Origin of the sequence: Streptomyces sp. NPDC102270 (assembly GCF_044766405.1) — a bacterium.
Taxonomy (GTDB): Bacteria; Actinomycetota; Actinomycetes; order Streptomycetales; family Streptomycetaceae; genus Streptomyces.
This window is the reverse complement of record NZ_JBIWLX010000007.1, coordinates 177,152-203,596: the sequence shown is the minus strand read 5'-3', so window position 1 is coordinate 203,596 and position 26,445 is coordinate 177,152. Positions and strand designations below refer to the sequence as shown.

The window sequence follows — 26,445 nt, the reverse complement described above, 5'->3', positions numbered from 1 at the left end:
CCGCACAACCGCAGCAGCAAGTCCCCTATAGGGTCGGTGACCGTGGCGAACAAGAACATTCCCGACCCCGGCTTCTCCGACGACGACGGCTCCGCCGATCCCCGGCTGAGCGCGGCGCTCGCGGCCTGGGCCGAGGACCGGGCCGCCGTGGACCCCGTCCTGGAGGCCCTCAAGGGCGCCCGGCTGCTCGTCCCCGTGGTGGCCGTCCTCGGCGAGGTCGAGGAGGACGAGAACGGGCTGCGCCGCGAGAAGACCAGCGACATGGCCGTGCCGACGCTGAAGGCCGGATCCCGGACCGCTCTGCCCGCCTTCACCTCCACCGACTCCCTAGCCCGCTGGGACCCCGAGGCCCGCCCGGTCGCCGTACCCCTGCACCAGGCGCTGCAGGCCGCCGCGCACGAGAAGGCGGACACGGTCGTCCTGGACCTCGCCGGTCCGGTGCCCTTCGAGCTGACCGGTCCCGCGCTGCTCGCGCTCGCCGAGGGCCGCGCGAGCGCCGACCCGCTGGCCGACCCGGCCGTCGTCGGGGCCGTACGGGACGCCGTGGCCGCCGAGCCCGCCGTGCTCCGCGCCCACCTCGGGCCGGGGCAGGCCGACGGCACCCTGGCCCTCGTGCTGGAGCCCACCGCGTCGCCCGCGGACGCCGCGCGGGCCGTCGCCGAGCGCCTCGCCGCCGACGAGACACTGAGGGCCCGCCTGGTGCGGGGCCTCGACCTGGCACTGCTGCCGGCCGGGACCACGCCTCCGGGCGAGCCCTTGTACGTACGGGGATGAGCTAGCCGTAGATCGGCCCGGTGTACTTCTCACCGGGGCCCTGGCCCGGCTCGTCCGGGACCAGGGACGCCTCGCGGAATGCGAGCTGGAGGGACTTCAGGCCGTCCCGGAGGGGGGCCGCGTGGAAGGAGCTGATCTCCGTCGCGCTCCCGTCCAGCAGACCGGCGAGGGCGTGGATCAGCTTGCGGGCCTCGTCCAGGTCCTTGTACTTGTCGCCCTCCTCCGTCAGACCGAGCTTCACGGCGGCGGCGCTCATCAGGTTGACCGCGACCGTCACGATCACCTCGACGGCGGGGACCTCGGCGATGTCGCGGGTCATGTCGTCGAAGTCGGGGGCCCCGGCAGACGGGGGAGGGGTGTCACTCATGTCCCACACGATAGGGCCCGGTGCACGCCGGTTCGCACCACCCCCGGGTTGCTGCTAACCTTGTGTGACGACCGGCCGGACACACCTGTGTGTAAGTGTGACCGGCCCACAAGTGGAGGCTCCGATCTCCCACCTGACCGCCCCCAGGGCGGCGGGTCACCCCGGTCAGGCGGTCACCATCGTTCCGTACGGACGATGGAATCGCCCGAAAGCGCGCCCCGCGTCATCGCGGCGGTGCTCCGGCAGTGTTTTGGAGCCCCGTCTGTGATCGTCCGGGGCATTTTTTGTGCTTCGGCGCGGTTAGGTCAGTCTAAAAGAGACATACGCGGCTGTCCGCCAGACCGCCGTGTGGTGCTAACCGAGGAGGATCCATCAGCGCCGAGCCCCGCATCAACGACCGGATTCGCGTTCCAGAGGTGCGACTTGTCGGTCCCAGTGGCGAGCAGGTGGGCATCGTCCCCCTGGCCAAGGCACTGGAGCTTGCGCAGGAGTACGACCTGGACCTGGTCGAGGTGGCGGCTACCGCCCGTCCGCCTGTGTGCAAGCTCATGGACTACGGGAAGTTCAAGTACGAGTCGGCCATGAAGGCCCGTGAGGCGCGCAAGAACCAGGCGCACACGGTCATCAAGGAGATGAAGCTCCGGCCGAAGATCGACCCGCACGACTATGACACCAAGAAGGGTCACGTCGTCCGGTTCCTCAAGCAGGGCGACAAGGTCAAGATCACGATCATGTTCCGTGGTCGCGAGCAGTCCCGGCCCGAGCTGGGCTACCGACTGCTGCAGCGTCTCGCGGAGGACGTGGCCGACCTCGGGTTCGTCGAGTCGAACCCTAAGCAGGACGGCCGAAACATGATCATGGTTCTCGGTCCGCACAAGAAGAAGACCGAGGCGATGGCCGAGGCCCGCCAGGCGCAGGAAGCCCGCAAGGCAGACGCGAAGGCCAACCCCGGCAAGTCGCAGAACGCCGCGGAGGACGACCACGCCGAGGACGGGACCGAGGTCGAGGTCGAGGCCCCGGCAGAGGCTTCCGCCGAGGCGTGACCCCCGGGGACGCGAGTCCCCAGGACACCACCGATACAAGAGCGACGCTCACAGTGCCCGGTTTCAGGACCGGGCACCGGAGCGCCACCGACGAGGAGATAACGGCGCTATGCCGAAGAACAAGTCGCACAGCGGTGCCAGCAAGCGCTTCAAGATCACCGGCTCCGGCAAGGTGCTCCGTGAGCGCGCCGGCAAGCGCCACCTGCTCGAGCACAAGTCGTCCCGCGTGACGCGTCGCCTCACCGGCAACGCCGAGATGGCCCCGGGCGACGCCGCGAAGATCAAGAAGCTTCTCGGCAAGTGACGTACGCGGCGCCCTCACTGAGCGCCGTACGTCTGGACCGGGACCCCATCGATACCGGGCCGTGTGAGTCCAACCACGGCCCCGCTACAAGGAGTTAACAAGTGGCACGCGTCAAGCGGGCAGTCAACGCCCACAAGAAGCGCCGGGCGATCCTCGAGGCGGCCTCCGGCTACCGCGGTCAGCGTTCGCGCCTGTACCGCAAGGCCAAGGAGCAGGTCACCCACTCGCTGGTCTACAACTACAACGACCGCAAGAAGCGCAAGGGCGACTTCCGCCGGCTGTGGATCCAGCGCATCAACGCCGCTGCCCGCGCCAACGGCATCACGTACAACCGCTTCATCCAGGGCCTGAACGCGGCGAACATCGAGGTCGACCGCAAGATCCTGGCCGAGCTGGCCGTCAACGACGCGACCGCCTTCGCGGCGCTCGTCGAGGCCGCCCAGAAGGCGCTGCCGGCGGACGTGAACGCCCCCAAGGCTGCGTGACGCCGCGCCGGCCTCGGCCGACGTGACTGTGTGGACCCGCAGGCTGTGAAGCCTGCGGGTCCACTGTTTCCCGGACACTCCCGAAGGTGAAGAGCATGCCCCCCGGCACCCCCGAGCTGATCTCCCCCCGTTCCCCCCGCGTCTCCGCCGCCCGGCGGCTCGCCAAGCGGAACTTCCGGGGGAAGGAGCGGCTGTTCCTGGCCGAGGGGCCGCAGGCCGTGCGGGAGGCCGCCGGGCACGGGCTGGTCGAGCTGTTCGCCACTGTCGAGGCCGCGGAGCGGTACGCCGACATCATCGGAGCGGCCCGGGCCGTCGGGGCCCGTGTGCACCTCGCTTCCGAGGACGTCGTCGCCGACATCTCCACCACCGTCACCCCGCAGGGCCTCGTCGGGATCTGCGGGTTCCTCGACACCCCCTTCGAGGAGATCCTCGCCGCCCGCCCCAAGCTCGTCGCCGTGCTCGCGAACGTGCGCGACCCCGGGAACGCCGGCACCGTCCTGCGGTGCGCCGACGCCGCCGGCGCCGAGGCCGTCGTCCTGACCGACGCGTCCGTCGATCTCTACAACCCCAAGGCCGTACGGGCCTCCGTGGGCTCCCTGTTCCACCTGCCCGTCGCCGTCGGCGTGCCCGTGGAGGACGCCGTCGAGGGGCTCAGGCGGGCCGGAGTGCGGATCCTCGCCGCCGACGGGGCCGGCACCGACGACCTCGACGCCGAGCTCGACCAGGGCACCATGGGAGGGCCGACCGCCTGGGTGTTCGGCAACGAGGCATGGGGGCTCCCGGAGGAGACCCGCGCACTCGCGGACGCCGTGGTGCGCGTCCCGATCCACGGGAAGGCCGAGAGTCTGAACCTCGCCACCGCGGCCGCCGTATGTCTCTACGCGTCAGCCCGTGCACAGCGCGCCTCCGGAGGGTGCCGCTCCGTCACCGAGAACCAGTAGGGTGACCAGCTCGGGGGCCCCTCAGACGCCTGAGAGGTGGGGTGCGGGGATGAGTGTCGGCACGAGGAGCGCGCACGGCGTGTCCGAGGCCTGTGCCGGTGGACTCGCCGAGCTCGCCATCGATCCCGACCAGCTGCCCGACGGCCTCGTCGTCGCGGACGAGCAGGGCCGCGTGATCTGCTTCAACGCCGCCGCGGCCCGGATCACCGCTCTGCCCGCCGAGGACGCCCTCGGACAGCGGTTGGAGAAGGCCCTGCCGTTAGAGGACCTGGAGGGGCGGCGCTGGTGGCAGCTGACCGATCCCTACGGCGGGCTCGCCATCCGCAGGCGACAGCCCGAGCGCAACCTGCTGCTGCCGGGCGGCCGTGAGGTCCTCGTCTCCGCGCAGTACGTGCGCAGCGAGCCCACCGGACCCGTCCGCCGTGTCGTCGTCGCCCTGCGGGACACCGAGGCCCGCCGCCGCACCGAACGCAGCCACGCCGAGCTGATCGCCACCGTGGCCCACGAGCTCAGGTCCCCGCTCACCTCCGTCAAGGGCTTCACCGCGACCCTCCTCGCCAAGTGGGAGAGGTTCACCGACGACCAGAAGCGCCTGATGCTGGAGACCGTCGACGCGGACGCCGACCGGGTCACCCGCCTCATCGCCGAGCTGCTCGACATCTCGAGGATCGACTCCGGGCGGCTGGAGGTGCGCCGCCAGCCCGTCGACATCGGCGCCGCCGTCGGACGCCACATCCAGGCCTACGTCGCCGCGGGCCTCGCCGCCGACCGGTTCCTGCTGCGCCTGGAGCAGCCGCTGCCCGCTCTGTGGGCCGACCCCGACAAGATCGACCAGGTGCTCAGCAACCTGCTGGAAAATGCGGTGCGGCACGGCGAGGGAACCGTCACGATTGACATCACGCCCGCGGAGTCACCCCGTGAAGGGGAGGACACCGGCACGTCGGTCACGGTGAGCGACGAGGGTCCCGGCATCCCGGAGGAGTCCATGAACCGCGTCTTCACCCGCTTCTGGCGGGGCAGCAAGCGCGGTGGCACCGGCCTCGGGCTCTACATCGTCAAGGGCATCGTCGAGGCCCACGGCGGCACCATCACGGTCGGCCGCGGCCCCCAGGGCGGCGCCGAGTTCCGATTTACGTTGCCCGTGAGCGCTCCGGCCTATTTGAGCTGAGTGCCCGCGGGCGCATCCGAACATCCCCACCCCGTTAGACTCGGCCTTTGGCACCCATGTGTCCCATGGACGGCCCTCTGACAGCTGAGTGAGTCGGTGACGGGGACCTTCAGCCAGCCAATCGGAAGCACGGGAAGAGATGTCGGCACCGAACAAGTCGTACGACCCTGTAGAGGTCGAGGCCCTGAAACCGGAAGAGATCGAGCGCATGCGGGACGAGGCGCTCGCCGCCTTCGCCGCCGCGGACTCCCTCGACGCGCTCCAGGAGGCCAAGGTCGCCCACACCGGCGGAGCCTCCCCGCTGGCCCTCGCCAACCGCGAGATCGGCGCCCTGCCCCCGCACGCCAAGGCCGCCGCCGGCAAGCTCGTCGGCCAGGCCCGGGGCGCGGTCAGCAAGGGCCTCGCCGCCCGCCAGAGCGAGCTGGAGGCCGAGCGGGACACCCGCGTGCTGGTCGAGGAGGCGGTGGACGTCACACTGCCGTACGACCGCGTACCGGCCGGCGCCCGCCACCCGCTCACCACGCTCTCCGAGCGCATCGAGGACGTCTTCGTGGCCATGGGCTACGAGGTCGCCGAGGGCCCGCAGGTCGAGGCCGAGTGGTTCAACTTCGACGCGCTCAACATCGGCCCGGACCACCCGGCCCGCGGCGAGCAGGACACCTTCTTCGTCGAGGGCCCCCAGGGCGGCACCGAGTCCGGTGTCGTGCTGCGCACCCACACCTCGCCCGTGCAGATCCGCTCGCTGCTCAGCCGTGAGCTGCCGGTGTACGTGATCTGCCCCGGTGTCGTCTACCGCACCGACGAGCTGGACGCCACGCACACCCCCGTCTTCCGCCAGGTCGAACTGCTGGCCGTCGACGAGGGCCTGACCATGGCCGACCTCAAGGGCACCATGGACCACATGGTCCAGGCGCTGTTCGGCGAGGGCATGAAGACCCGGCTGCGCCCGAACTTCTTCCCCTTCACCGAGCCGTCCGCCGAGATGGACATGGTGTGCTACGTCTGCCGCGGCGAGTCCGTCGGCAACCCCGACCGCCCCTGCCGTACCTGCTCCTCCGAGGGCTGGATCGAGCTGGGCGGCTGCGGGATGGTCAACCCCAGGGTGCTGACCGCCTGTGGCGTGGACCCGCAGAAGTACAGCGGCTTCGCCTTCGGGTTCGGCATCGAGCGGATGCTGATGTTCCGCCACAACGTCGAGGACATGCGAGACATGGTCGAGGGTGACGTCCGGTTCACCCGGCCGTTCGGGATGGAGATCTGATGCGGGTCCCGCTTTCTTGGCTGCGGGAGTACGTCGACCTGCCGGCGACCGAAACCGGCCGTGACGTCCAGGCCAAGCTCGTTTCCGCGGGCCTCGAGGTCGAGACCGTCGAGCATCTCGGCGCCGACCTCAAGGGCCCCCTGGTCGTCGGCCAGGTGCTGACCATCGAGGAGCTGGAGGGCTTCAAGAAGCCCATCCGCTTCTGCACGGTCGACGTCGGCCAGGCCAACGGAACCGGCGAGCCGCAGGAGATCGTCTGCGGTGCGCGGAACTTCCAGGTCGGTGACAAGGTCGTCGTCGTGCTGCCCGGCGCCACGCTGCCCGGCGGTTTCTCGATCTCCGCCCGCAAGACCTACGGCAGGACCTCCCACGGCATGATCTGCTCCGGCGACGAGCTGGGCATGGGCGACGACGGCAGCCACGGCATCATCGTGCTGCCGCCGGAGACCGAGGTCGGCAAGGACGCCATCGAGCTCCTGGAGCTGGTCGACGAGGTCCTGGACATCGCCGTCACCGCCAACCGCGGCGACTGCCTGTCCATCCGCGGCGTGGCCCGCGAGACCGCCATCGCCTACGGCATCCCGCTGCGCGACCCGGCCCTGCTCGACGTCCCGGGCCCGAACGCCTTCGGCTACCCGGTCCAGGTCCTGGACCCGTTCGGCTGCGACCGCTTCACCGCGCGCACCGTCACCGGTCTGAGCCCCGAGGCCCGCTCCCCGCTCTGGCTGCAGCGCCGGCTCCAGAAGGTCGGCATGCGCCCGATCTCGCTCGCCGTCGACGTCACCAACTACGTGATGATGGAACTCGGCCAGCCGCTGCACGCCTACGACCGCTCGCTGGTCCAGGGCACCATCGGCGTGCGCCGGGCCGAGGAGGGCGAGAAGATCGTCACCCTCGACGGCGTCGAGCGGAAGCTGCACGCCGAGGACCTGGTCATCACGGACGACCGCGGCCCGATCGGCCTCGCCGGCGTGATGGGCGGTGCCAACACCGAGATCGCCGACCACGCCGAGGGCGAAGGCACCACCGACGTCGTGATCGAGGCCGCCCACTTCAACGCGGTCTCCATCGCGCGCACGGCCCGCCGCCACAAGCTGTCCTCCGAGGCGTCCCGGCGCTTCGAGCGCGGTGTCGATCCGCAGGCCGCCGCCGCTGCCGCGCAGCGCACGGTCGACCTGCTGGTGCTGCTCGCCGGCGGTACCGCCGAGGCCGGTGTCACCGAGGTCACCGCCCCGTCGGCCCCGCACACCATCAGCGTCCCCGCGGACCACCCCGACAAGGTCGCGGGTGTCTCCTACGGCCGCGAGACGGTCGTACGGCGTCTTCAGGAAGTCGGCTGCGACGTGTACGGGCAGGACGAGCTGATCGTCACCGTGCCGTCCTGGCGTCCCGACCTCCAGGAGATCAACGACCTGGCCGAAGAGGTCATCCGTCTGGAGGGCTACGAGAACCTGCCCTCCACGCTGCCCAGGCCGCCCGCCGGGCGGGGCCTGACCCACCGCCAGCGGCTGCACCGCCGGGCGGGCCGGGCGCTGGCCGGTGCCGGGTACGTCGAGGCGCCGAACTACCCCTTCGTCTCCGAGCAGGTCTTCGACCGGCTGGGCCTGGAGGCCGACGACCCGGCCCGCCGTGTCGTGAGGCTGACCAATCCGCTGAACGACGAGGAGCCCGCGCTGCGTACGTCGCTGCTGCCGGGGCTGCTCGGCGCGCTGCGGCGCAACGACGGACGCGGTTCGCACGATCTGGCGCTGTTCGAGACCGGGCTGGTCTTCCTGCCGCGCTCGGAGCAGCGGGTCGCCGCGGTGCTGCCGGTGGACCGGCGTCCCACGGACGCGGAGATCGCCGAGCTGGACGCCGCCCTGCCCGAGCAGCCGCGACACGTGGCCGCGGTGCTCGCCGGTGCCCGGGAGCAGGCCGGCTGGTGGGGCAAGGGCCGCCCGGCCGACTGGGCCGACGCGGTCGAGGCCGGTCGCCTGGTCGCGCGTGAGGCCGGGGTCGAACTGGTCGTCCGCGGTGGTCAGTACGGGCCGTGGCACCCGGGGCGGTGCGCCGAGTTCGTCGTCGGGGACACCGTGGTGGGGCACGCCGGTGAGCTGCACCCGCGGGTCGTGAAGGCGTTCGGGCTGCCCGCGCGTACCTGTGCGATGGAGCTCGACCTGGATGCCCTGGAGGCGGCCGGTGACGACACCCCGCAGGCGCCGAGCATCTCCACGTTCCCGGTGGCCACGCAGGATGTCGCCCTGGTCGTCGACACGTTCGTGCCGCACGCCGAGGTCGAGGCCGCGCTGCGTGCGGGTGCCGGTGAACTCCTCGAGGCCATCCGGCTGTTCGACGTGTACGAGAACGAGGAACAGCTGGGCGACGGCAAGAAGTCGCTGGCCTACGCGCTGCGGTTCCGTGCGGCGGACCGGACGCTGACCGTGGACGAGGCGTCCGCGGCTCGGGACGCGGCGATCGCCCTCGCGGGTGAGCGTACGGGGGCCGTGCTGCGCGGCTGAGTGGGCGGGACCTGCGGTCACCTCACTCGATAGGGTGAGATCCCCCAGCGATCCGGCCCATGTGGCCCATACGGCCGACAGAATCGGACCGGCCTCTCGAGGTCGGTCCGATTGCGTGTGCAGGGCCTGTTTGGGGGGCCATCGGCATGATGTGCGTCAAGGCTGCGGTTCCCCGGGCGGGGTCGCTGCGCCGTGTGCTCTCGACGGGGCTGCCCACCATGTGGGGTGCCGTCGCGATCACCTACAAGCTGACCCGCCCGCTCGCCCAGCAGAACGCCCTGGGCGCCCGGGTCGTCACCACCGCCGTGTTCTTCATGGTCGGCACCGGGCTGATCGTCCACGCCCGGCGCGCCCTGCTGCGGGAGCTCCGGCAGGCCCGCCAGGTCGCGAGCGCCGCCCAACGCGTGCTGCTGCGGTCCTTGCCCCCGCGCATCGACGGGCTCACCGTGGCCGCCGCCCAGATGTCCGCCGACCGGGGCGCCACCATCGGCGGCGACCTGTACGAGGCGGTCGCCACGGAACACGGCGTACGGGTCGTCATGGGGGACGTCCGCGGTCACGGCCTCGCCGCCATCGGTACGGCCGCCGCGGTCCTCGGCAGCTTCCGCGAGGCCGTCCATGACGAGCCCGAACTCGGGGGAGTGCTGCGCAGACTCGACCGTGCGCTCGCCCGGCACCTGCGCGAGCGCGCCGAACGGGACGGCACGGCCACCGAGGACTTCGTCACCGTACTGCTGCTGGAGATCGGTGCGGACGGCATGCTGCGCAGCCTGAACTGCGGTCATCCGTGGCCGTACCGGCTCAGTGGCTCAGGGGTCGAGCCGCTGTCCTGCGCCGACCCGCTGCCTCCCCTCGGGCCGTTCCCACTGCCCGGCGACTTGTCGGGGCTGCAGTGCGGCCCTCTGCTCCCGGGCGAGACCCTGGTCCTGCACACGGACGGCGCCGAGGACGCCAGGGATGCTGCTGGCCGGTTCTTTCCCCTGCCCGAAGTCCTGCAAGAGGCCGTGGAGGTCCCACCCCGGGCGGTAGTGGGCAGGGTCTTCACGGCGCTACTGGACCACACCGGCGGCACGCCCAAGGATGACGTCGCCCTGCTGGCAGTTCGGAACGACCGTCAGCACCCTCACCCTTCCCGGTCAGGTCCACGGCCGGGCCACCGCACTGTACGAGGGGGAGCCGGCGGCCCGGCCGTCCTCTTGCGAGGCATTTCAGTCAACCGGCTGGAAACTCTCCGCAACAGTGCGCGCACGCTGCGGATTCGGGCACTCCGTTCACACCCCGTGTGAAGGCGAACCCACTAATCTGACGGCACCGAGCCACCCGGGGGGCAAGGATGCAGCCCAACACTCTGCTCGACGCGATCCTCGACGAAGCCGGGATCTCGCACGCGGGGCTTGCCGCGCACGTGAATCAGGCAGGGAGGGCGCGCGGCCTCGCGCTCAGGTACGAACACACCGCCGTGGCACGGTGGTTGAAGGGGCAGCGCCCGCGCGGCCAGGTGCCCGACCTGATCTGCGAGGTGCTCGCGGGCCGGCTCCGACGCCCCGTCACCCTCGACGACATCGGCCTCGGCGTGCCCGGCGAACCGTCCGCCCCGCACGGCACCTCCCTGTCCGGCTTCGTCGAGCGGGCCACCGCCCTGTGGCGCTCCGACGAACAGCAACGCCCGCACATCCTGGGCGCCCCGGCGGTCACAGGCACGCCCGCCGTCATGCCCGTGTGGGAGTGGGAGAACCCGCCCGAGGACGTCGACGTCTCGCGCGGCGGCCGGCACCAGGTCACCCACGCCGACATCGATATGCTCCGCGCGGCCCGCACCCACTACGAGCAGATGTACCGCAAGGCCGGCGGGGTGGCGACCCGGAGCCGGATCGTCGGCTTCCTCAACGCCGAGGCCGCCCCGCTGCTGCGCGGCAGCTACACCGACGAGACGGGCCGCCAACTGCACCGCGCCACCGGCGGACTGGTCGCGGTCGCAGGCATCTGCGCCTACGACTCCGACGCCCACGGTCTCGCCCAGCGCTACTTCCACCAGGCCCTCAGGCTCGCCAAGGCCAGCGGCGACCGGGGTCTTGGCGCGTACGTCATCGCGCTGCTGGTCAACCAGTCCCTGTTCATGCGGGAGTACCGCCAGGCCGTCGCCTTCGCCGAGGCCGCGCTCCGGGCCGCCGGCAAGCACATCACCCCGGCGCTCGCCTGCGACCTCTACGCGATGCAGGCCAAGGCGTACGCCCACCTCGGCGACGGCACGACCGCGCTGTCCTGCATCCGGCGGGCCGAGCAGGCCGCCGAACGCATCCGGCGCGGATACGAGCCCGACGAGACCGGCTATGTCCAGCCGGGCCTCGTCAACGTCCAGGTGGCGGAGGCGCTTCTCAGCCTCGGCGAACTCGCGGCAGCGGCCGCGCACGCGGCGGCGGCCGTCGACAACCCGGCCCACGACCGGGGCCGGGTGCACCGGCTCGCCATGCTCAGCACGATCGAGTTGCGCCAGGGCAACGCCGACAAGGCGGTGGCCACGGCCGTACAGATGGCGGAACAGGCGCGCGGAATGGAGTCCCAGCGGCTGCGCGACAGACTCAGAGCGGTGCGCGAACACCTCGTCCGCAGTGGCTGCGCGGGCACGGCCGCGGCAGCCGAACTGATCGACGGCGCACTGCGCGTGCCCCTGTAGGCCGGCACACGGACGCCGACACCCCACAGTCCCTGCTGCGATATTGCCACTTACTCGACGGAAGGTGGCAGAACCGTGCAGTGGACGAAACAGAACGAACGAACTGTGTATGAAAACCGCTGGTTCCGCGTCAATCTCGCCGATGTCGAGCTGCCGGACGGCCGGCATCTCGACCACTTCCTGATACGGCTGCGGCCGGTCGCCGTCGCCACGGTGGTGAACGAGGCCAACGAGGTCCTGTTGCTGTGGCGCCATCGCTTCATCACCGACAGCTGGGGCTGGGAGCTGGCCGCGGGGGTGGTCGAGGACGGCGAGGACATCGCCGTCGCGGCCGCCAGGGAACTCGAGGAAGAGACCGGCTGGCGGCCGGGGCCGCTCCAGCACCTCATGAGTGTGGAGCCGTCCAACGGGCTCACCGACGCCCGGCACCACATCTACTGGGCCGACGAGGGCGAGTACGTCGGGCACCCCGTGGACGACTTCGAGTCCGACCGCCGGGAATGGGTCCCCCTCAAGCTCGTTCCCGACATGGTCGTCCGCGGGGAGGTCCCGGCCGCCAACATGGCGGCCGCGTTACTCCTGTTGCACCAACTGAGGCTCGGTCAGGACAGCTTGCCCTGATCCCCCACCGATGTCCCGGAGCCTCAGCGGCCGAGGGCCTGCCAGATCGCCACGACGAGCGCGCCCACGGCGGTGATCGCCGCGACTGCGGGAAGCGGCCAGCGGGCGTGCTCCAGGGCGATGATCCGGGCGCTCAGATCGTCGATCTCCTTGTCCGTCTCCTCCGTACGGTGACTGAGCAGAGCCAGTCCTCCCTCGACGCGTGCGTACGCGACATCGAGACGGCGTCGTAACTCTGCGAGTTCTCCATGGACCACGGGATGCTCCGGTTCGGCGGTCACAGGTCCGCTCCTTTCCGTAGTCGTCACATCCCTTGCATGCGCATGAAGAGTCAACTCGCCTGGTGAACGCGTGGGGAGAGTGTGCGACAGGCATATGCGGGCCCGCCGCGCACACGGTGTGTGAATGACGCGGGCCCGGCACTCGAAGGAGTGCCGGGCCCGCGTTCGTAGCACTGTGTCATCGGCACCTGGAACGGACAGGGTGCGGGTCAGCCGTAGGTGTAGAAGCCCGAGCCGGACTTCCGGCCCAGCCGGCCCGCGTCGACCATGCGCTGGAGCAGCGGCGGAGCGGCGTACAGCGGTTCCTTGTACTCCTCGTACATCGAGTACGCGACCGAGGCGACGGTGTCCAGGCCGATCAGGTCGGACAGCTTCAGCGGGCCCATCGGGTGGGCGCAGCCCAGCTCCATGCCGTTGTCGATGTCCTCGCGGCTGGCGATACCCGACTCGAACATCCGGATTGCGGACAGGAGATACGGGATCAGCAGCGCGTTGACCACGAATCCGGAGCGGTCCTGGGCGCGGATCGCGTGTTTGCCGAGCAGCTTCTCGGCGAACTGCTGCGCGCGGGCCAGGGTGCCCTCGGAGGTGGTGAGCGCCGGGATCAGCTCGACGAGCTTCTGCACCGGGGCCGGGTTGAAGAAGTGGATGCCGACGACCTGATCGGGCCGCGAGGTGGCGACCGCAAGGCGCACCAGCGGGATGGAGGAGGTGTTGGAGGCCAGGATCGCGTCCGGGCGGGTCACCACCTGGTCAAGGACCTGGAAGATCTCGGTCTTCACCTGCTCGTTCTCCACGACGGCCTCGATGACCAGATCGCGGTCCGCGAACTCGCCGAGGTCGGTGGTGAAGCTCAGCCGGGCCTGCGTCGCCGCCAGCTCCTCCTCGGTGATCTTGCCGCGTTCGGCGGCCTTCGTCAGGGAGTTGAACAGCCGGGTACGGCCGATCTCCAGGGCCTCGCCGGTGGTCTCGGCGACCCTCACGTCCAGACCGGCGCGGGCGCACACCTCGGCGATGCCCGCCCCCATCTGGCCGCAGCCCACCACTCCTACGCGCGCGATGTCTCCGGCCGGGAAGTCCGTCACTTCGTCCCTTTCGCTGATCTTCACCTGGGGGCAGGCCGGCCGTGGCCGGATCCTGCTCCGTTCGAGCACGTTACTCCCAAGTATCGATGATCGATCGTCTGGGTCCGCCATCGTTCGGGCATTCTGGGGCGCGGAAACGATCCGTGACCGAGCGGATCCATGGTGTTGGGGGAGTGTGCACATGGGACGTCTGTCACGCCGGGCCTTCGCGCTGGCCGCGCTGTCCACCCTGACGACGGCCTCGGGAGCGGCCGCCGCGCCGGGCCGCCCGAGGAGACGGGCGGCAACCGGGATGCGGGGCGTGTGGCTCGCCACCGTGTCCAACCGGGACTGGCCGTCGAAGCCGGGGCTGAGTGCCGCACAGCAGCGCGCGGAGCTGATCGCCCACCTCGACCGGGCGGCGGCGGACCGGCTGAACGCGGTGATGTTCCAGGTACGGCCCACCGCCGACGCCCTGTGGCCCTCGCCCTACGAGCCGTGGTCGCAGTACCTCACCGGGACGCAGGGCGTGAACCCCGGCTGGGACCCGCTCGGCACCGCCGTCGCCGAGGCGCACCGGCGGAGCCTGCAACTGCACGCCTGGTTCAACCCGTACCGCATCGCCAACCACGCCGACCCGACGCGGCTGGTCGCCTCGCACCCCGCGCGCATCCACCCGGACTGGGTCGTGCCGTACGGCGGGAAGCTCTACTACAACCCCGGGCTGCCGGAGGTCCGTGCCTTCGTCCAGGACGCGATCCTCGACGCGGTGCGCAAGTACCCGGTGGACGCGGTCCACTTCGACGACTACTTCTACCCGTACCCGGTGGCCGGCCAGACCTTCGACGACGACGCGGCCTACGACGCGTACGGCGGCGCCTTCTCCAACCGGGCCGACTGGCGGCGGGACAACATCGACAAGCTGGTCCTGGAGACCGCGGCCCGTATCAAGCGGATCCGGCCCACCGCACAGTTCGGCATCAGCCCCTTCGGGGTGTGGCGCAACGCGGCCACCGACCCGCTCGGCTCGGACACGCGCGCGGGTGTGCAGTCGTACGACGACAACTTCGCGGACACCCGCAAGTGGGTGCGGGAGGGCTGGATCGACTACCTCGTGCCGCAGCTCTACTGGAACATCGGCTTCGCGGCGGCCGACTACGCCGAACTCGTGCCCTGGTGGGCGCAGCAGGCACGCGGCAGCAGGACCAGGCTGTACCTCGGCGAGGCGCTCTACAAGGCGGGGGACCCGGCGCAGCCCGCGGCCTGGCAGGACCCCGCGGAGCTGTCCCGGCACCTCACGCTCGCGCGCGCGTACCCACAGGTGCGCGGGCATGTCTTCTTCGCCGCCAAGGAGGTCACCGCCGACCGCATCGGGGCGATGGCGCGGGTGGTCGCCGACCACTACCAGGGGCCGGCGGCTCCCCCGCGCCGGGTCACCGGGCGGTCTGCTGGAACCGGTGCCTGATCTCGGTGTCGGGGCCGGGTGAGCACACGCCCTCGTGCCCGTCCTCGAAGCGGACGCGGTACGGGGGATTGCCCTCCCGGCCCATCACCTCGACGATCTCGCCGATCTTGTCCTGCTGTCCGACCACCCTGCCGTGCTGGACAAGCTGGTCGCCCACGGTTGCACGCATCGTCTGGGGCCTCCTCATCACCAAGTGCGGGAGCAGCGGTCCGGGGCCCCGATTTTACGGCGCGGGGGCCCGGTTGAACCGGCGCGGGCGCGCCGTCAGCCCCGCGCCCGCTGGGTGACGGCGATGCACACGAGCACCGCCGCGGCCGTCAGCGGGGCGGCCACCGTCAGGTGCTCGCCGAGCAGCAGCACCGACCACACCAGTGTGAGCAGGGGCTGGGCCAACTGCAACTGGCTGGCTCTGGGGATCCCGATCGCCGCCATGCCCCGGTACCAGACGACCAGGCCGAGGAACTGCGAGCCCACAGCCACCCACAGCAGCCCGGCGACGCTGTGCGCGGTGAGGTGCACGGGCTCGTACGACAGCGCGAGAGCCGCCGCGGGCACACCGATCGGCAGGCACAGCACCAGCGCCCAGGCGATGACCTGCCAGCCGGGCATGACCCGGGCCAGCCGGCCGCCCTCGGTGTAGCCGGCCGCGCACACCAGCAGCGCGGCGAAGAGATACAGGTCGGCGGCGGTCAGGGCACCGCCGCTCTGCTGCACGGTGAAGGCGACCACCGCGGCGGCGCCCGCCAGCGCGGCCGTCCAGAAGGTGCGTGAGGGACGGGTGCCCATGCGCAGGGCGGAGAACAACGCCGTCGTCAGGGGGAGCAGACCCACCACGACCGCCGCGTGCGCGGTGGTGGACGTCTGGAGAGCGAGCGTGGTCAGCAGCGGGAAGCCGACGACGACCCCGGCGGCGACGACCGCGAGCCCCGGCCAGTCACGACGGCTCGGCATCCGCACGCGCAGGGCCAGCAGACAGCCCGCGCCGACGAGTGCCGCGAGCACGCTCCGGACGGCGACGAGGGACCACGGCCCGAAGCCCTCCAGACCCCACGACGTCGCGGGGAAGGTGAGGGAGAACGCGGCGACCCCGAGAGCGGCCTGGAGGGTGCCGAAGGTCCTGGCGGGGGTGGAAACCGCTATTCCGGTCGCTGCGATAGCGCTACTCTGTACTCTCATGCACGAGCGTAGCAGCGTCACCGAACTGGCGGAACAGCTGCGGCGGGAGCTGAACCGCTACTCTCCCGGTGGGAAGCTCCCGTCGAGCCGAACTCTCGTCGACCGGTTCCGAGTCAGCCCGGTGACCGTCGCCCGGGCCCTCGCCCAGCTCGCCGCCGAGGGCCTGGTGGTCACCCGCCCCGGCGCCGGCGTCTTCCGCGCACAGCCGCGCACCACCGCCACCGCGGCCGGGGACACCTCCTGGCAGGAGGTCGCGCTGAGCGCCGACGGCGCCGCCGACCTCGTACCGCGCTCGGTGGACGCGTCCGGTGTCCTGGTCTCGCTGGCGGCCCCGCCGCCCGGGGTGGTCGAGTTCAACGGCGGTTATCTGCACCCCACTCTCCAGCCCGAGCGCGCGATGTCCGCGGCCCTGGCCCGTGCGGGACGCCGCCCGGGGGCCTGGGGACGGCCGCCGACGGAGGGGCTGCCGGAGCTGCGCGAGTGGTTCGCGCGGAACATCGGCGGGGCGGTCACGGCCGCCGAGGTGCTGATCACCGCGGGCGGACAGTCGGCGCTCACGACCGCGCTGCGCGCACTGGCCCCGCCCGGCGCGCCCGTACTCGTCGAGTCGCCCACCTATCCCGGCATGCTGGCGATCGCGCGCTCGGCGGGCCTTCGCCCCGTCCCCGTCCCGGTGGACCCGGACGGGGTGAAGCCGGGCCTGCTCGCCGACGCGTTCCGGGCGACCGGCGCCCGGGTGTTCGTGTGCCAGCCGCTGTTCCAGAACCCGACCGGGGCGGTGCTGGCCCCCGAGCGCCGGGGCGAGGTGCTGCGGATCGCCCGCGAGGCCGGCGCGTTCGTCGTCGAGGACGACTTCGTACGACGGCTCGTGCACGAGGACGCGGGCCCCTTGCCGCGTCCGCTGGCCGCCGAGGACCCCGACGGAGTCGTCGTCCACGTGAGTTCGCTGACCAAGGCGACCTCGCCGAGCTTCCGGGTGAGCGCGCTCGCCGCGCGTGGCCCGGTGCTGGAGCGCCTGCGCGCGATCCAGATCGTCGACACCTTCTTCGTCCCCCGCCCCCTCCAGGAGGCGGCTCTGGAACTCGTCGGCTCGCCGGCCTGGCCCCGCCATCTGCGCACGATCTCGGCGGAGTTGAAGACGCGCCGGGACACCATGACCACCGCCCTCCGCCTCGACCTCCCCGAACTCGCCCTCCCGCACATCCCGTCGGGCGGCTACCACCTCTGGCTCCGCCTCCCGGACGGTACGGACGAGACCGCCCTGACCGCCGCGGCCCTCCGCGCGGGCGTCGCGATCACCCCTGGCCGCCCGTACTTCAGCGCCGAACCCCCCGCCGGTCACGCCCGGTTGAGCTTCGCGGCGGTGGCGGGGGCGGGGGAGATCGCGGAAGGGGTACGACGGCTCCGAACGGCCTGTGACGAGGTGTTCTAGCCGCGCGGCACCGGCGCGACCCCGCACAGGAACTCGGCGGTGGCGAAGAGCTCCGGGGTCAGGCGTATGCCGGTGAGGCGGTGGGCGAGGGCGAAGGAGGCCCCGGTCAGGGTCGAGTCGTACGCGTCGTGATCGCCGTCCTCCTCGCGCTCGGTCAGGTCGAAGCCCGACTCCCGCATCTCGGTGAGGAGTTCGTCGGGGTGGCTGCCGTAGCGGGCGTCGGCGAAGAGGGGTTGTAGCTGCTGGCCGGAAAATGTGCACGAGGTCGAGTTAGCTCGATCGAGTGATCGCCTGCTTGCGGGCTTGCGGGCTTGCGGGCTTGCGGAGTTACGGGCCGATCGGGTTAACGTGATCGTGCGACTTGGTACACCGGGTACGGCGTCAGCGTGCGGGGCCCCTGCTCCACCAGAGGATGGTTCAGGACCTCCCCGTCGCCTTTGGCCGTATCCAACTGGCCAGGTCGTGAGGGCGGCGTCCATCAGCGGCCTCCGGCCGCGGGGGCCTCCCGGGCCCGGACCACGCACACGATGCGTGTCGCCACCCGGGGTCGAGTACGCCGGGGACCAGCTCGCCCAAGACCGTTCGGGGCGCGCGGCTGACGGGCTCACTCCCCCCCTCAGCCCACAGGAACGGTTCGAAGTGCAGCCGGAGATCGGTAGCCGTTGAACTCCACCATCAGCGTCCGGCCGTCGATCGCCGTGGCTCCGACGAACAGGCGGAAGGGGGCGGCGAGCTCGTACGACGGCCCGCTCAGTCCGGCCACGCCGACGACCCGGCCGCGTCCGTCGGCACCCAGCTCCTCCAGTAGCTCCTCGGGCGTGATGTCCCGGACCAGCGTGACGCAGTACGCCTCCATCAGGAGTTCGTACCGGTCCTTCAGCCACGCGTAGTCCGTGGCGGTCGTCATCCCCGTCACGCTCCGCAGCATCGCACCCGGCACTGACAACGCCTCTCGGGAAAACAGTTCGACGGCGGCGACCGGGGCCTGCGAACCTCCCGGCATGAACGACACCCCGCCCCTCGCCGAGGGCTACGAGATCTCCACCGACCCCGACCGGATCGACGCCGGACGGGTGCACCACTGGCTGTCGACCGACGCGTACTGGGCCATGGGGCGGCCCCGGGAGAAGCAGGACCGGGCGATCGCCGGGTCGCTCAACTTCGGGGTGTACGCGGTGGAATCAGGCGATCAGGTGGCCTATGCGCGGGTCATCACCGATCTGGCCACTTTCGCCTGGCTGTGTGATGTGTACGTCGACCGGTCGGTGCGGGGCGAGGGGCTCGGCACGGCGTTGGTGGGGGCGGTGTGCGAGCACCTGCGGCCCTGCGGCCTCCGGCGCATTCTGCTCGCCACCCACGACGCCCACGGAGTGTACGAGAAGCTGGGGTTTGCGCCGCTCGCCGAGCCCGATCGGTGGATGGCGCTGGTCCCCGGGCAGTGAGCCCCGGAACTCCCTCGGTAACTCCCCGGTAACACCTCTTGACCTGCGCACTTTCGCGGCTCACGATCGCCGCATGCAACTTCGGGTCACGTTCGTCGCCGCCGCGCGCAGTTCCTCGCTGCTCGCCGAGCGGTTCGAGGACGACCGTCCGCTCGACCAGGCCGGCTGGGACGAGGTGCTGGGTGTGGCGCGCGAGCTGCTGCCCCTCGCGGCGGCCGAGCTGCGGTACTGCTCGCCGACGCCCCGCAGCCGCGCCACCGGGGACGCCCTCGGCTACTCCCCTCTGGTCCAGCTCGCCCTGCGCGACTGTGACATGGGGCGCTGGCGCGGGCTGACCCTCGGCGAGGCGATGGCCCGCGAGCCGGAATCCGTGGACGCCTGGCTCGCCGACCCGCGGGCGACCCCGCACGGCGGCGAGTCACTGCTGACCTTCATCTCGCGGGTGGGGGAGTGGCTCGACACCCGGCCGGTCGAGGACGGCGGCCGGGTCGTCGCCGTCGCGGAACCCGCCGTGATCCGGGCCGCGCTGGTCTACGCGCTGAAGGCCCCGCCGTCGACCTACTGGAACATCGACGTACGACCCCTGTCGGCGACCACCGTGACCGGCAGGTCCGGCCGCTGGAACCTACGTTTCGAGGGGGTCCCTACTCAGCCTGCGCGGGCGTAGCGGAGGTCGCGGACGGTCTGGCGGGGGCGGTCGGGGTTCGGCGCGGCCGGGTCGCGGGTGGTCTCGTGCGGGTGGCGGCGGGGTGTTCTGGCTGTGGGGGGCCGCAGACGATTTCGTGCGGGGGCAGCCGGGGGCTTGGCGTGGTGGGGCCCTCGCGGGGTGGCCGACGCTGGGTTCGGGGTGGGTTGCTGAGGGTCACTCGTGTCGGCCGGACGCAGGCTGGTGTGGTGAGGTCCTGCCTGCCCCGGGCGGGCATGCCGGCCGGGGGCTTGGGTGGCCGCCAAGGGCTTGCGCTGTGGGGCGCTGCCGGTCTCGTGCGCCTGGCTGTCGGCGTCGCGGGGTGGATTGCCGACTCTCTCATGCCGGGGGCTCGCGTGGTGGGTCGTCGGCCCTCTCGCGTCGGCGGCTGTCAGCCATTCCGGGTGTTCAGGCGCCGGGCGTAGCCCGTCGGCCCCTCTGCGTCGTCCGTGTCCGTCGTCTCGCGTGTGTAGTCGGTCGTCAGGGCCAGGTCCTTCGCCGGGCCGCCGACCCGCCACACCGTGCGCCAGTGGTCCGCGTCCAGGAGGGTGAAGTCGCCGCGGTAGAGGTCCGCCGCGCAGGGGTGGTCGGCGACATGGTGGCCGGACGTCAGGTCGAGGTCGTGGAAGGGGCGCCCGTCGGAGAAGTGGACGTGTGCCGTGCCCGGTGTCCCGCCCGGCAGGAAGCGGAGGGTCCGTTCCGCGGGGCGCGGGACGCCCTGCCAGACGAAGACGCCGGACTCCTGGGACAGCAGTCCGCCGCCCTTCAGTCGGCCGAAAGTGGTCGTACCGGAGAACCGCCCCTCGTCTCCGCTCGCCAGATCCCGCACGGTTCGCTCGGTCCGCCAGCTCCCGGCCAGATACCCGAGCACATCCGTCACTGGCCAGAACCCGCTCATCCGCCCCGCCCCTCCGATCCCTTCCGACACTTTCGAAGCCGCGCGACCCGTTGACGCTCGGGATCACCCTCCCTATCTTGCCGTTCGAAGTGCTGATCATCGTTTGATATTTCGAACGTCACTGTCGACAGAGAGCCGCGGAGCATCCATGTCACGCACCCGCTGGAGACTCGGTCTCAGCGCCACCGCCTTCCTGGTGGCCGCCGGTCTGGTCCCCGCCCCCGCCCATGCCGAGGACGTCACCGACTACGCGATCACCGTCGACCCGGCCGCCAAGGGCGCGAAGATCGACGACACGATGTACGGCGTCTTCTTCGAGGACATCAACCGGGCCGCCGACGGCGGTCTGTACGCCGAGCTCGTGCAGAACCGGTCCTTCGAGTACTCCACCGCCGACAACTCCTCGTACACCCCGCTGACCTCGTGGACGGTGCAGGGCACCGCCCAGGCGCTGAACGACGGCGGGCGCCTCAACGAGCGCAACCGCACCTATCTCTCCCTGGCCGCCGGTTCGTCCGTCACGAACGCCGGATACAACACCGGCATCCATGTCGACGAGGGCAAGAGGTACGACTTCTCGGTGTGGGCCCGCGCGGACGCCGGTACGACCCTCACGGTCTCCTTGCAGGACGCCGACGGCACGCTCGCCACCGCCCGCAAGGTGGCCGTGACGAAGAGCGGCTGGGCTCGGTACAAAGCCGCCTTCACCGCGACGAGGACCAGCAGCGACGGCCGCCTCACCGTGGCCTCCGCCGCCGCGGCGGCCCTCGACATGGTCTCCCTCTTCCCCCGCGACACCTACCGCGGTGAACCCAACGGGCTGCGCAAGGACCTCGCCGAGAAGATCGCCGCCCTGCACCCGGGCTTCGTGCGCTTCCCGGGCGGCTGCCTGGTCAACACGGGCTCGATGGAGGACTACAGCGAGACCTCCGGCTACCAGCGCAAGCGCTCGTACCAGTGGAAGGACACCATCGGCCCGGTCGAGCAGCGTGCCACCAACGCCAACTTCTGGGGTTACAACCAGAGTTACGGCCTCGGCTACTACGAGTACTTCCGCCTCTCCGAGGACATCGGCGCCATGCCGCTGCCCGTCGTCCCCGCCCTGGTGACCGGCTGCGGCCAGAACAAGGCCGTCGCCGACGAGGCACTGCTCAAGCGGCACATCCAGGACACCCTCGACCTCGTCGAGTTCGCCAACGGTCCGGCGAGCTCCACGTGGGGCAAGGTGCGGGCGAGGATGGGCCACGCCAAGCCCTTCCACCTCACCCACATCGAGGTCGGCAACGAGGAGAACCTGCCGGAGGAGTTCTTCACCCGGTTCAAGGAGTTCCGCGCCGCCATCCAGGCGAAGTACCCGGACATCCAGGTGATCTCCAACTCCGGCCCGGACGACTCGGGTTCGACCTTCGACACGGCCTGGCAGCTCAACAAGGGCGCCAAGGTCGACATGGTCGACGAGCACTACTACAACAGCACGCGGTGGTTCCTCCAGAACAACGACCGCTACGACTCCTACGACCGCAGCGGCCCGAAGGTCTTCCTCGGCGAGTACGCCTCCCAGGGCAACACCTTCAAGAACGGCCTCACCGAGGCCGCATTCATGACCGGCCTGGAACGCAACGCCGACGTCGTCAAACTCGCCTCCTACGCCCCGCTGTTCGCCAACGAGGACTACGTCCAGTGGCGCCCGGACCTGATCTGGTTCAACAACCACGCCTCCTGGAACTCCGCCAACTACGAGGTCCAGAAGCTGTTCATGAACAACGTCGGCGACCGCGTGGTGCCCTCCACGGCCACCGGCACGCCCTCGCTGCAAGCCCCGATCACCGGCGCCGTGGGCCTCTCGACCTGGGCGACGACGGCGGCGTACGACGACGTGTTGGTCACCGGTGCCGACGGGAACACCCTGCTCGCCGACGACTTCAGCGGCGGTGCCTCGCGGTGGACCCACACCGGCGGCGGCAGCTGGAGCGTCCAGGACGGGCAGTACGTGCAGAGCGACGTGAACGCCGAGAACACCATGGTCTCGGCCGGCGACCCGGCCTGGCACGACTACGACCTGAAGGTGAAGGCCACCAAGAAGGCAGGCAAGGAGGGCTTCCTCGTCGCCTTCGGAGTGAAGGACACCGGCAACTACTACTGGTGGAACATCGGCGGCTGGAACAACACCCAGAGCGCCGTCGAACAGGCCGTGGACGGCGGCAAGTCGACGCTGATCTCCAAGGCCGGATCGGTCGAGACCGGCCGCACCTACGACATCGACGTCAAGGTCCGCGGCCGTCAGGTGACCCTCTACCTCGACGGGCAGGAGTGGGGCAGCTTCACCGACGACAAGCCGGCCGAGCCGTTCCGCCAGGTCGTGACCAAGGACCAGAAGACCGGTGACCTGATCGTCAAGGTCGTCAACGCCCAGGACGCGGCCGCCCGTACGGCGATCGACCTGGGCCGGGCCAAGGTCGCCTCCAGGGCCCGGGTCACCACCCTGGCGGCCGACCCCGACGCCGTGAACAGCGAGACGTCGACCGCGGTCGCCCCGGTGACCTCCACCTTCGACGGGGTCGCCGGGAAGTTCTCGTACACCTTCCCGGCGAACTCGGTCACCTTCCTCAGGATCAGGCAGAGGTAGCCGACGGGTCGGCGGGCTGCTGTCCGACGGGCAGCAGCCCCCGCTCGCCGAAGACCTTCTTCGCCACGGCCGTGGCGTTCAGGGCCCTGGGGAATCCGCAGTACCCGGCCGACTGCAACAGCGCCTCGACGATCTGCTCGGGGGTCAGGCCCACGTTCAGGGCCGTGTTGATGTGCACCTCCAACTGGGTCTCACAGCTGCCGAGCGCGGTGAGCATGCCCAGGGTGACCAACTGGCGGTCTCGCGGGGCGAGTTGTGGCCGTGAGTAGATCTCGCCGAACCCCCAGGCGATGATCTGGTGGCTCATCTCCGGGCTGATGTCGGCGAGCGAGTCGACGACCAGCTGCCCTACCTCGGGGTTGACGCTGCCCAGCATCTCCAGGCCGCGCGCGAAACGTTCCTCGCGGGTGGTGCTCTCGCTCATGTCGGCTCCCTCCGCCCGTACGTCCCCCTCGGCCGCCGTTGGCCTCCGGGTCGTACGGAGTTCACTTCACCGCCATCGGCGGTCGGACAACCAACCGTATGCACCCATGGTCTAAATCGGCGCAGTGACAACGCACGGGGTGAACACCCCGGACGGGGGCCTGAATTGACCAGTCAACAGGGCGTGCGACCGACCGTCCCGCCCGAACCGAAGACAGCGAACGACCTCACGGGGGAGCGACCACAGCCCGGACCGGGGCAGGCCGCCCTGCTGGCGGCGGCCATCACCGTCGTCGTGCTCTGCGCGGCCGACGCCGTCGCCCGCAGTTACCCCTTCGGGCCGCGCACCCGGAACGTCAACGACCTGGGCAACCAGTACGTGCCGTTCCACGCGCACCTGTGGGACCTGCTGCACGGGCGGGCCACCGGCGGCCTCCTCGTCAACTGGCAGTCGGGATTCGGCGCCGGCTTCCTGCCCGACCTCGGCACCTATCTCACCAGCCCGTTCGCGCTGCTCGTGGCGGTGTTCCCGCGGGACGAGATCGATCTCGCGGTGTACGTGATCACCGTGCTGAAGATCGCGTGCGCCGGCGCCGCCATGGCCTGGCTGCTGCTGAGGCTGCGACCCGGGCGCTGGTGGGCGGCGGGCCTGCTGGGCGCGTCCTACGCCCTCTGCGGCTGGACGGTGGCGAGCGCCTCGTACAACCTCATGTGGCTCGACGGGCTGATCGCCCTGCCGCTGCTGTGCCTGGTCGGCGAGTGGGTCCTGAGCGGCCGGCGCCCGCTTCTCGGGGTGCTGGTGGTGACGGCCGCGTGGATCGCCAACTTCTACACGGCCTACATGGCCACGCTCGCCGCGGCTGTGGTGTTCCTGCTGCGGCTGTGGCTGGCCGACCTGCCCCGCCGCCGCAGGCTCACCGCGACGGGCCGGGCCGCCCTGACCTACGCCCTCGGCATGGGCCTGGCCGCACCCCTGGTGACGGTCGTGTACTTCGGCAGCGCGCACGCCTCCGAGGGCCGGTTCACCCGGTTCGCTCCGGTGGGCACGCAGGACCTGCTGGCCCGGCTGCTGCCGACGACGTACAGCTTCGGCTCCCCGGCGCTCTTCGTCGGCACCACGGCCCTGCTGTTGGCTCTGGCCCTGCCCTTCCACCGGGCGGCGCCCCGCCGGGTGCGCGCGGGGTGGACGCTTCTGGTGCTCGTCGTGACCCTGTCGATGCAGTGGGGCCCGACCCATCTGCTCTGGCACGCCTTCGCCGCCCCGCAGGGCAGTTCGTACCGCCAGACCTTCGTGGTGTGCGCCCTGCTGGTGATCGCCGCCTGGCACACCCTCTCCTACGGTCCCCTCGACCGGCGGGCCCTGGCAGCGGCGGCCGGGCTGCTCGCGCTGATCGCGGTCGTCGCGAGCGGCAGCCAACTGGTCCGTTCCTTCGCCTGGCCGGTGTTCGTGACGGCGGCCGTGGGCGCGCTGCTCGGGCTGGTCCTGCTCGGCCGTGAGCGACCCGTCCTGCGCATGGCCCCGGCAGCGCTCGCCGCCGTCCTGCTCGTCGGGGCCCAGCTCGGTGAGGCCACCGCCACCTCCGCCGTGGCCACCCGGACGCGGTTCGGGCACATGGACGACTACGCCCCCTGGGGCGACCGGCAGCGGGACCAGGCGGACGCGATCGCACAGGCTGACGGCTGGCCCCGCTACCGCACCGACCCGGGCCGGGAACAGACCGTCGGCAACGACCCGCTGGAGGTCGGGGGACAGGGCGCCCAGTACTACAGCAGCCACACCTCGGCCGTGCTCAGCAGCACGCTCACCGCCCTGGGCGGCGGCTGGACCTCGGGCGGCCGCAGTCTCCAGAGCCTGGACAACGCGGTCACGGACGTCATCTTCTCGGTGGGCGCCCGGGTGCACTCCCCACCGGACCCGCACCAGAACTGGTTCCCGCAGGACGGCACGGGGCAGACCGTGACCCGCGAGGACGTCCCGCCCCTGGTGACGGTACGGCCGTCCGCCGCGACCGGTGCCTTCGGGCCGTCGCCGTACCGCAACCAGGAACTGCTGCTGGGCGCCCGCGTCTACACCCTGCCGCACATCACCGTGCTCAACAGCGCCGGAAAGCCACCGGACCGCAGTACCGACCGGCGCCGGGGCGTGCGGGTAGGGGGAAAGGCGACGCTCACCGCCCGATGCCGGGCGGGCAGCGAGGTCTACCTCTGGGCGCCGCACTTCGCGGGCACCGCGCGGCTCAGCGGCCCCTCCGCCCATGGTCTGATGGGACGGTTCCGGGCCGACTGGCGGCCCCTCACCAAGATCGCCGCCATGCAGCGGCTCGGCACGGTCCCGGACTCCGGGCGCCTGACGATCGAGCTGTCCCCGAACCGGCTGGGCGTCGTGCCGGACCAGGCGGTCGGCTGTCTGGACACCGGCCGTCTGCACGCCGTCGTACGGCAGCTCAAGGCCTCCGGTGCCACGAAGGTGACCGTCTCCGGCTCCGGCAGCACGCTCCGGGCCGAGCTCCCGGCGGGCAGCAAGGGCGTCGCCGTGGTGGCCGCGCCCCGGATCGCCGGCTGGCGCTGCGCCGCCGGTGACCAGGCCGCCGTACCCGCGAGGGAGTACCACGGCCTGGTCGCCGTCCCCCTCGACGGCACCTCGACCCGCGTCACCTGCGCTTTCCATCCACCCGGGTTGCGACTGGGCACGGCGGTCGGGGGCGGTTCGCTCGTGGCGCTCGCCGGATTCGGTGTGTTCGGAGCCGTGCGCAGGAGGGGGGCGTGAGTATGCATTCGGTTGCATAAACGTGCAGCGAAACGTATAGTCATGCCATC

At 71.2% G+C, this 26,445-nt stretch carries 25 protein-coding genes and 1 pseudogene; 17 read left to right on the top strand and 9 right to left on the bottom strand.

What is annotated here, in order from left to right; all coding sequences use genetic code 11:
* Positions 1-42 precede the first annotated feature (42 nt).
* Positions 43-774 carry an SseB family protein gene (locus tag ACIRP7_RS16090; protein ID WP_403658899.1) on the top strand — a complete coding sequence of 244 codons (732 nt, stop codon included), beginning with the start codon at positions 43-45 and terminating at the stop codon, positions 772-774.
* A 1-nt stretch (position 775) separates the two neighbouring features.
* On the opposite strand, the gene ACIRP7_RS16085 is transcribed toward ACIRP7_RS16090, so the two are convergent.
* Positions 776-1,141 (bottom strand): DUF1844 domain-containing protein, encoded by a 366-nt coding sequence (locus tag ACIRP7_RS16085; protein ID WP_352390079.1) that lies wholly within the window; start codon positions 1,139-1,141, stop codon positions 776-778.
* Positions 1,142-1,487: 346 nt separating this feature from the next.
* Between ACIRP7_RS16085 and infC the strand changes: the two are divergent.
* The 10 genes and pseudogenes from infC (at position 1,488) to ACIRP7_RS16035 (ending at position 12,136) form a co-directional block, all read left to right on the top strand.
* A pseudogene (gene infC / locus ACIRP7_RS16080) lies at positions 1,488-2,184 on the top strand (translation initiation factor IF-3).
* 109 nt (positions 2,185-2,293) lie between these two features.
* Positions 2,294-2,488 (top strand): 50S ribosomal protein L35, encoded by a 195-nt coding sequence (gene rpmI / locus ACIRP7_RS16075; RefSeq protein ID WP_003977225.1) that lies wholly within the window; start codon positions 2,294-2,296, stop codon positions 2,486-2,488.
* A gap of 101 nt (positions 2,489-2,589) precedes the next feature.
* Complete coding sequence (rplT, locus tag ACIRP7_RS16070; protein ID WP_352390078.1) at positions 2,590-2,973, top strand: 50S ribosomal protein L20; 384 nt, start codon at positions 2,590-2,592, stop codon at positions 2,971-2,973.
* A 95-nt stretch (positions 2,974-3,068) separates the two neighbouring features.
* Positions 3,069-3,914, top strand: coding sequence for an RNA methyltransferase (locus ACIRP7_RS16065; protein WP_352390145.1), 846 nt, complete (start codon positions 3,069-3,071; stop codon positions 3,912-3,914).
* A gap of 49 nt (positions 3,915-3,963) precedes the next feature.
* Positions 3,964-5,082 carry an ATP-binding protein gene (locus ACIRP7_RS16060; protein WP_403658894.1) on the top strand — a complete coding sequence of 373 codons (1,119 nt, stop codon included), beginning with the start codon at positions 3,964-3,966 and terminating at the stop codon, positions 5,080-5,082.
* 139 nt (positions 5,083-5,221) lie between these two features.
* Positions 5,222-6,343 carry a phenylalanine--tRNA ligase subunit alpha gene (pheS, locus tag ACIRP7_RS16055; protein ID WP_403658891.1) on the top strand — a complete coding sequence of 374 codons (1,122 nt, stop codon included), beginning with the start codon at positions 5,222-5,224 and terminating at the stop codon, positions 6,341-6,343.
* Complete coding sequence (gene pheT, locus ACIRP7_RS16050) at positions 6,343-8,841, top strand: phenylalanine--tRNA ligase subunit beta (protein WP_403658887.1); 2,499 nt, start codon at positions 6,343-6,345, stop codon at positions 8,839-8,841. The genes pheS and pheT overlap by 1 nt, the downstream gene beginning before the upstream one ends.
* A 146-nt stretch (positions 8,842-8,987) precedes the next feature.
* Positions 8,988-10,127, top strand: a complete 1,140-nt coding sequence (locus ACIRP7_RS16045; RefSeq protein ID WP_403658884.1) for a PP2C family protein-serine/threonine phosphatase — start codon at positions 8,988-8,990, stop codon at positions 10,125-10,127.
* Positions 10,128-10,174: 47 nt separating this feature from the next.
* Entirely contained in the window at positions 10,175-11,515 is a 1,341-nt protein-coding gene (locus ACIRP7_RS16040) for a transcriptional regulator (protein WP_403658882.1), read from the top strand.
* 75 nt (positions 11,516-11,590) lie between these two features.
* Positions 11,591-12,136, top strand: a complete 546-nt coding sequence (locus ACIRP7_RS16035; protein WP_352390072.1) for an NUDIX hydrolase — start codon at positions 11,591-11,593, stop codon at positions 12,134-12,136.
* A 23-nt stretch (positions 12,137-12,159) separates the two neighbouring features.
* On the opposite strand, the gene ACIRP7_RS16030 is transcribed toward ACIRP7_RS16035, so the two are convergent.
* Positions 12,160-12,417 carry a hypothetical protein gene (locus ACIRP7_RS16030; RefSeq protein ID WP_031056219.1) on the bottom strand — a complete coding sequence of 86 codons (258 nt, stop codon included), beginning with the start codon at positions 12,415-12,417 and terminating at the stop codon, positions 12,160-12,162.
* 209 nt (positions 12,418-12,626) lie between these two features.
* Positions 12,627-13,526 (bottom strand): 3-hydroxybutyryl-CoA dehydrogenase, encoded by a 900-nt coding sequence (locus tag ACIRP7_RS16025; RefSeq protein ID WP_403658878.1) that lies wholly within the window; start codon positions 13,524-13,526, stop codon positions 12,627-12,629.
* A 157-nt stretch (positions 13,527-13,683) separates the two neighbouring features.
* Between ACIRP7_RS16025 and ACIRP7_RS16020 the strand changes: the two genes are divergently transcribed.
* Positions 13,684-14,946, top strand: coding sequence for a glycoside hydrolase family 10 protein (locus ACIRP7_RS16020; protein WP_403658875.1), 1,263 nt, complete (start codon positions 13,684-13,686; stop codon positions 14,944-14,946).
* On the opposite strand, the gene ACIRP7_RS16015 is transcribed toward ACIRP7_RS16020, so the two are convergent.
* Together ACIRP7_RS16015 and ACIRP7_RS16010 are read right to left on the bottom strand one after the other, a co-directional pair.
* Entirely contained in the window at positions 14,915-15,115 is a 201-nt protein-coding gene (locus ACIRP7_RS16015; RefSeq protein ID WP_352390068.1) for a DUF1918 domain-containing protein, read from the bottom strand. The genes ACIRP7_RS16020 and ACIRP7_RS16015 overlap by 32 nt on opposite strands.
* A 95-nt stretch (positions 15,116-15,210) precedes the next feature.
* A complete protein-coding gene (locus tag ACIRP7_RS16010) occupies positions 15,211-16,122 on the bottom strand; it encodes a DMT family transporter (RefSeq protein ID WP_403658872.1) in 912 nt (303 codons plus the stop codon).
* Between ACIRP7_RS16010 and ACIRP7_RS16005 the strand changes: the two genes are divergently transcribed.
* Positions 16,121-17,554, top strand: a complete 1,434-nt coding sequence (locus ACIRP7_RS16005; RefSeq protein WP_403658869.1) for a PLP-dependent aminotransferase family protein — start codon at positions 16,121-16,123, stop codon at positions 17,552-17,554. The two genes, ACIRP7_RS16010 and ACIRP7_RS16005, sit on opposite strands and share 2 nt — an antisense overlap.
* Here ACIRP7_RS16005 and ACIRP7_RS16000 read toward each other — a convergent pair.
* Complete coding sequence (locus ACIRP7_RS16000; protein ID WP_403658866.1) at positions 17,551-18,033, bottom strand: DUF6461 domain-containing protein; 483 nt, start codon at positions 18,031-18,033, stop codon at positions 17,551-17,553. The genes ACIRP7_RS16005 and ACIRP7_RS16000 overlap by 4 nt on opposite strands.
* 137 nt (positions 18,034-18,170) lie before the next feature.
* The gene (locus ACIRP7_RS15995) at positions 18,171-18,461 is read right to left on the bottom strand and encodes a DUF6461 domain-containing protein (RefSeq protein WP_403658863.1); all 291 of its coding nucleotides are present in this window, start codon (positions 18,459-18,461) and stop codon (positions 18,171-18,173) included.
* Between the two features lie 94 nt (positions 18,462-18,555).
* On the opposite strand from ACIRP7_RS15995, the gene ACIRP7_RS15990 reads away from it, so the two are divergent.
* Both ACIRP7_RS15990 and ACIRP7_RS15985 read left to right on the top strand, forming a co-directional pair.
* Positions 18,556-18,996 (top strand): GNAT family N-acetyltransferase, encoded by a 441-nt coding sequence (locus tag ACIRP7_RS15990; protein WP_403658860.1) that lies wholly within the window; start codon positions 18,556-18,558, stop codon positions 18,994-18,996.
* 73 nt (positions 18,997-19,069) lie between these two features.
* Positions 19,070-19,663, top strand: a complete 594-nt coding sequence (locus ACIRP7_RS15985; protein ID WP_403658857.1) for a histidine phosphatase family protein — start codon at positions 19,070-19,072, stop codon at positions 19,661-19,663.
* Positions 19,664-20,072: 409 nt separating this feature from the next.
* Here the strand turns inward: ACIRP7_RS15985 and ACIRP7_RS15980 are convergent, their stop codons facing one another.
* Entirely contained in the window at positions 20,073-20,579 is a 507-nt protein-coding gene (locus ACIRP7_RS15980; RefSeq protein WP_403658854.1) for a DUF6314 family protein, read from the bottom strand.
* Between the two features lie 148 nt (positions 20,580-20,727).
* Here ACIRP7_RS15980 and ACIRP7_RS15975 point away from each other — a divergent pair, with 148 nt between their 5' ends.
* The gene (locus ACIRP7_RS15975) at positions 20,728-23,205 is read left to right on the top strand and encodes an alpha-L-arabinofuranosidase C-terminal domain-containing protein (RefSeq protein ID WP_403658851.1); all 2,478 of its coding nucleotides are present in this window, start codon (positions 20,728-20,730) and stop codon (positions 23,203-23,205) included.
* Here ACIRP7_RS15975 and ACIRP7_RS15970 read toward each other — a convergent pair.
* Positions 23,192-23,629: a carboxymuconolactone decarboxylase family protein gene (locus ACIRP7_RS15970; protein ID WP_403658849.1), complete on the bottom strand. Its 438-nt coding sequence runs from the start codon at positions 23,627-23,629 to the stop codon at positions 23,192-23,194. The two genes, ACIRP7_RS15975 and ACIRP7_RS15970, sit on opposite strands and share 14 nt — an antisense overlap.
* A 183-nt stretch (positions 23,630-23,812) precedes the next feature.
* On the opposite strand from ACIRP7_RS15970, the gene ACIRP7_RS15965 reads away from it, so the two are divergent.
* Positions 23,813-26,395, top strand: a complete 2,583-nt coding sequence (locus ACIRP7_RS15965) for a YfhO family protein (RefSeq protein ID WP_403658846.1) — start codon at positions 23,813-23,815, stop codon at positions 26,393-26,395.
* Positions 26,396-26,445: the final 50 nt, after the last annotated feature.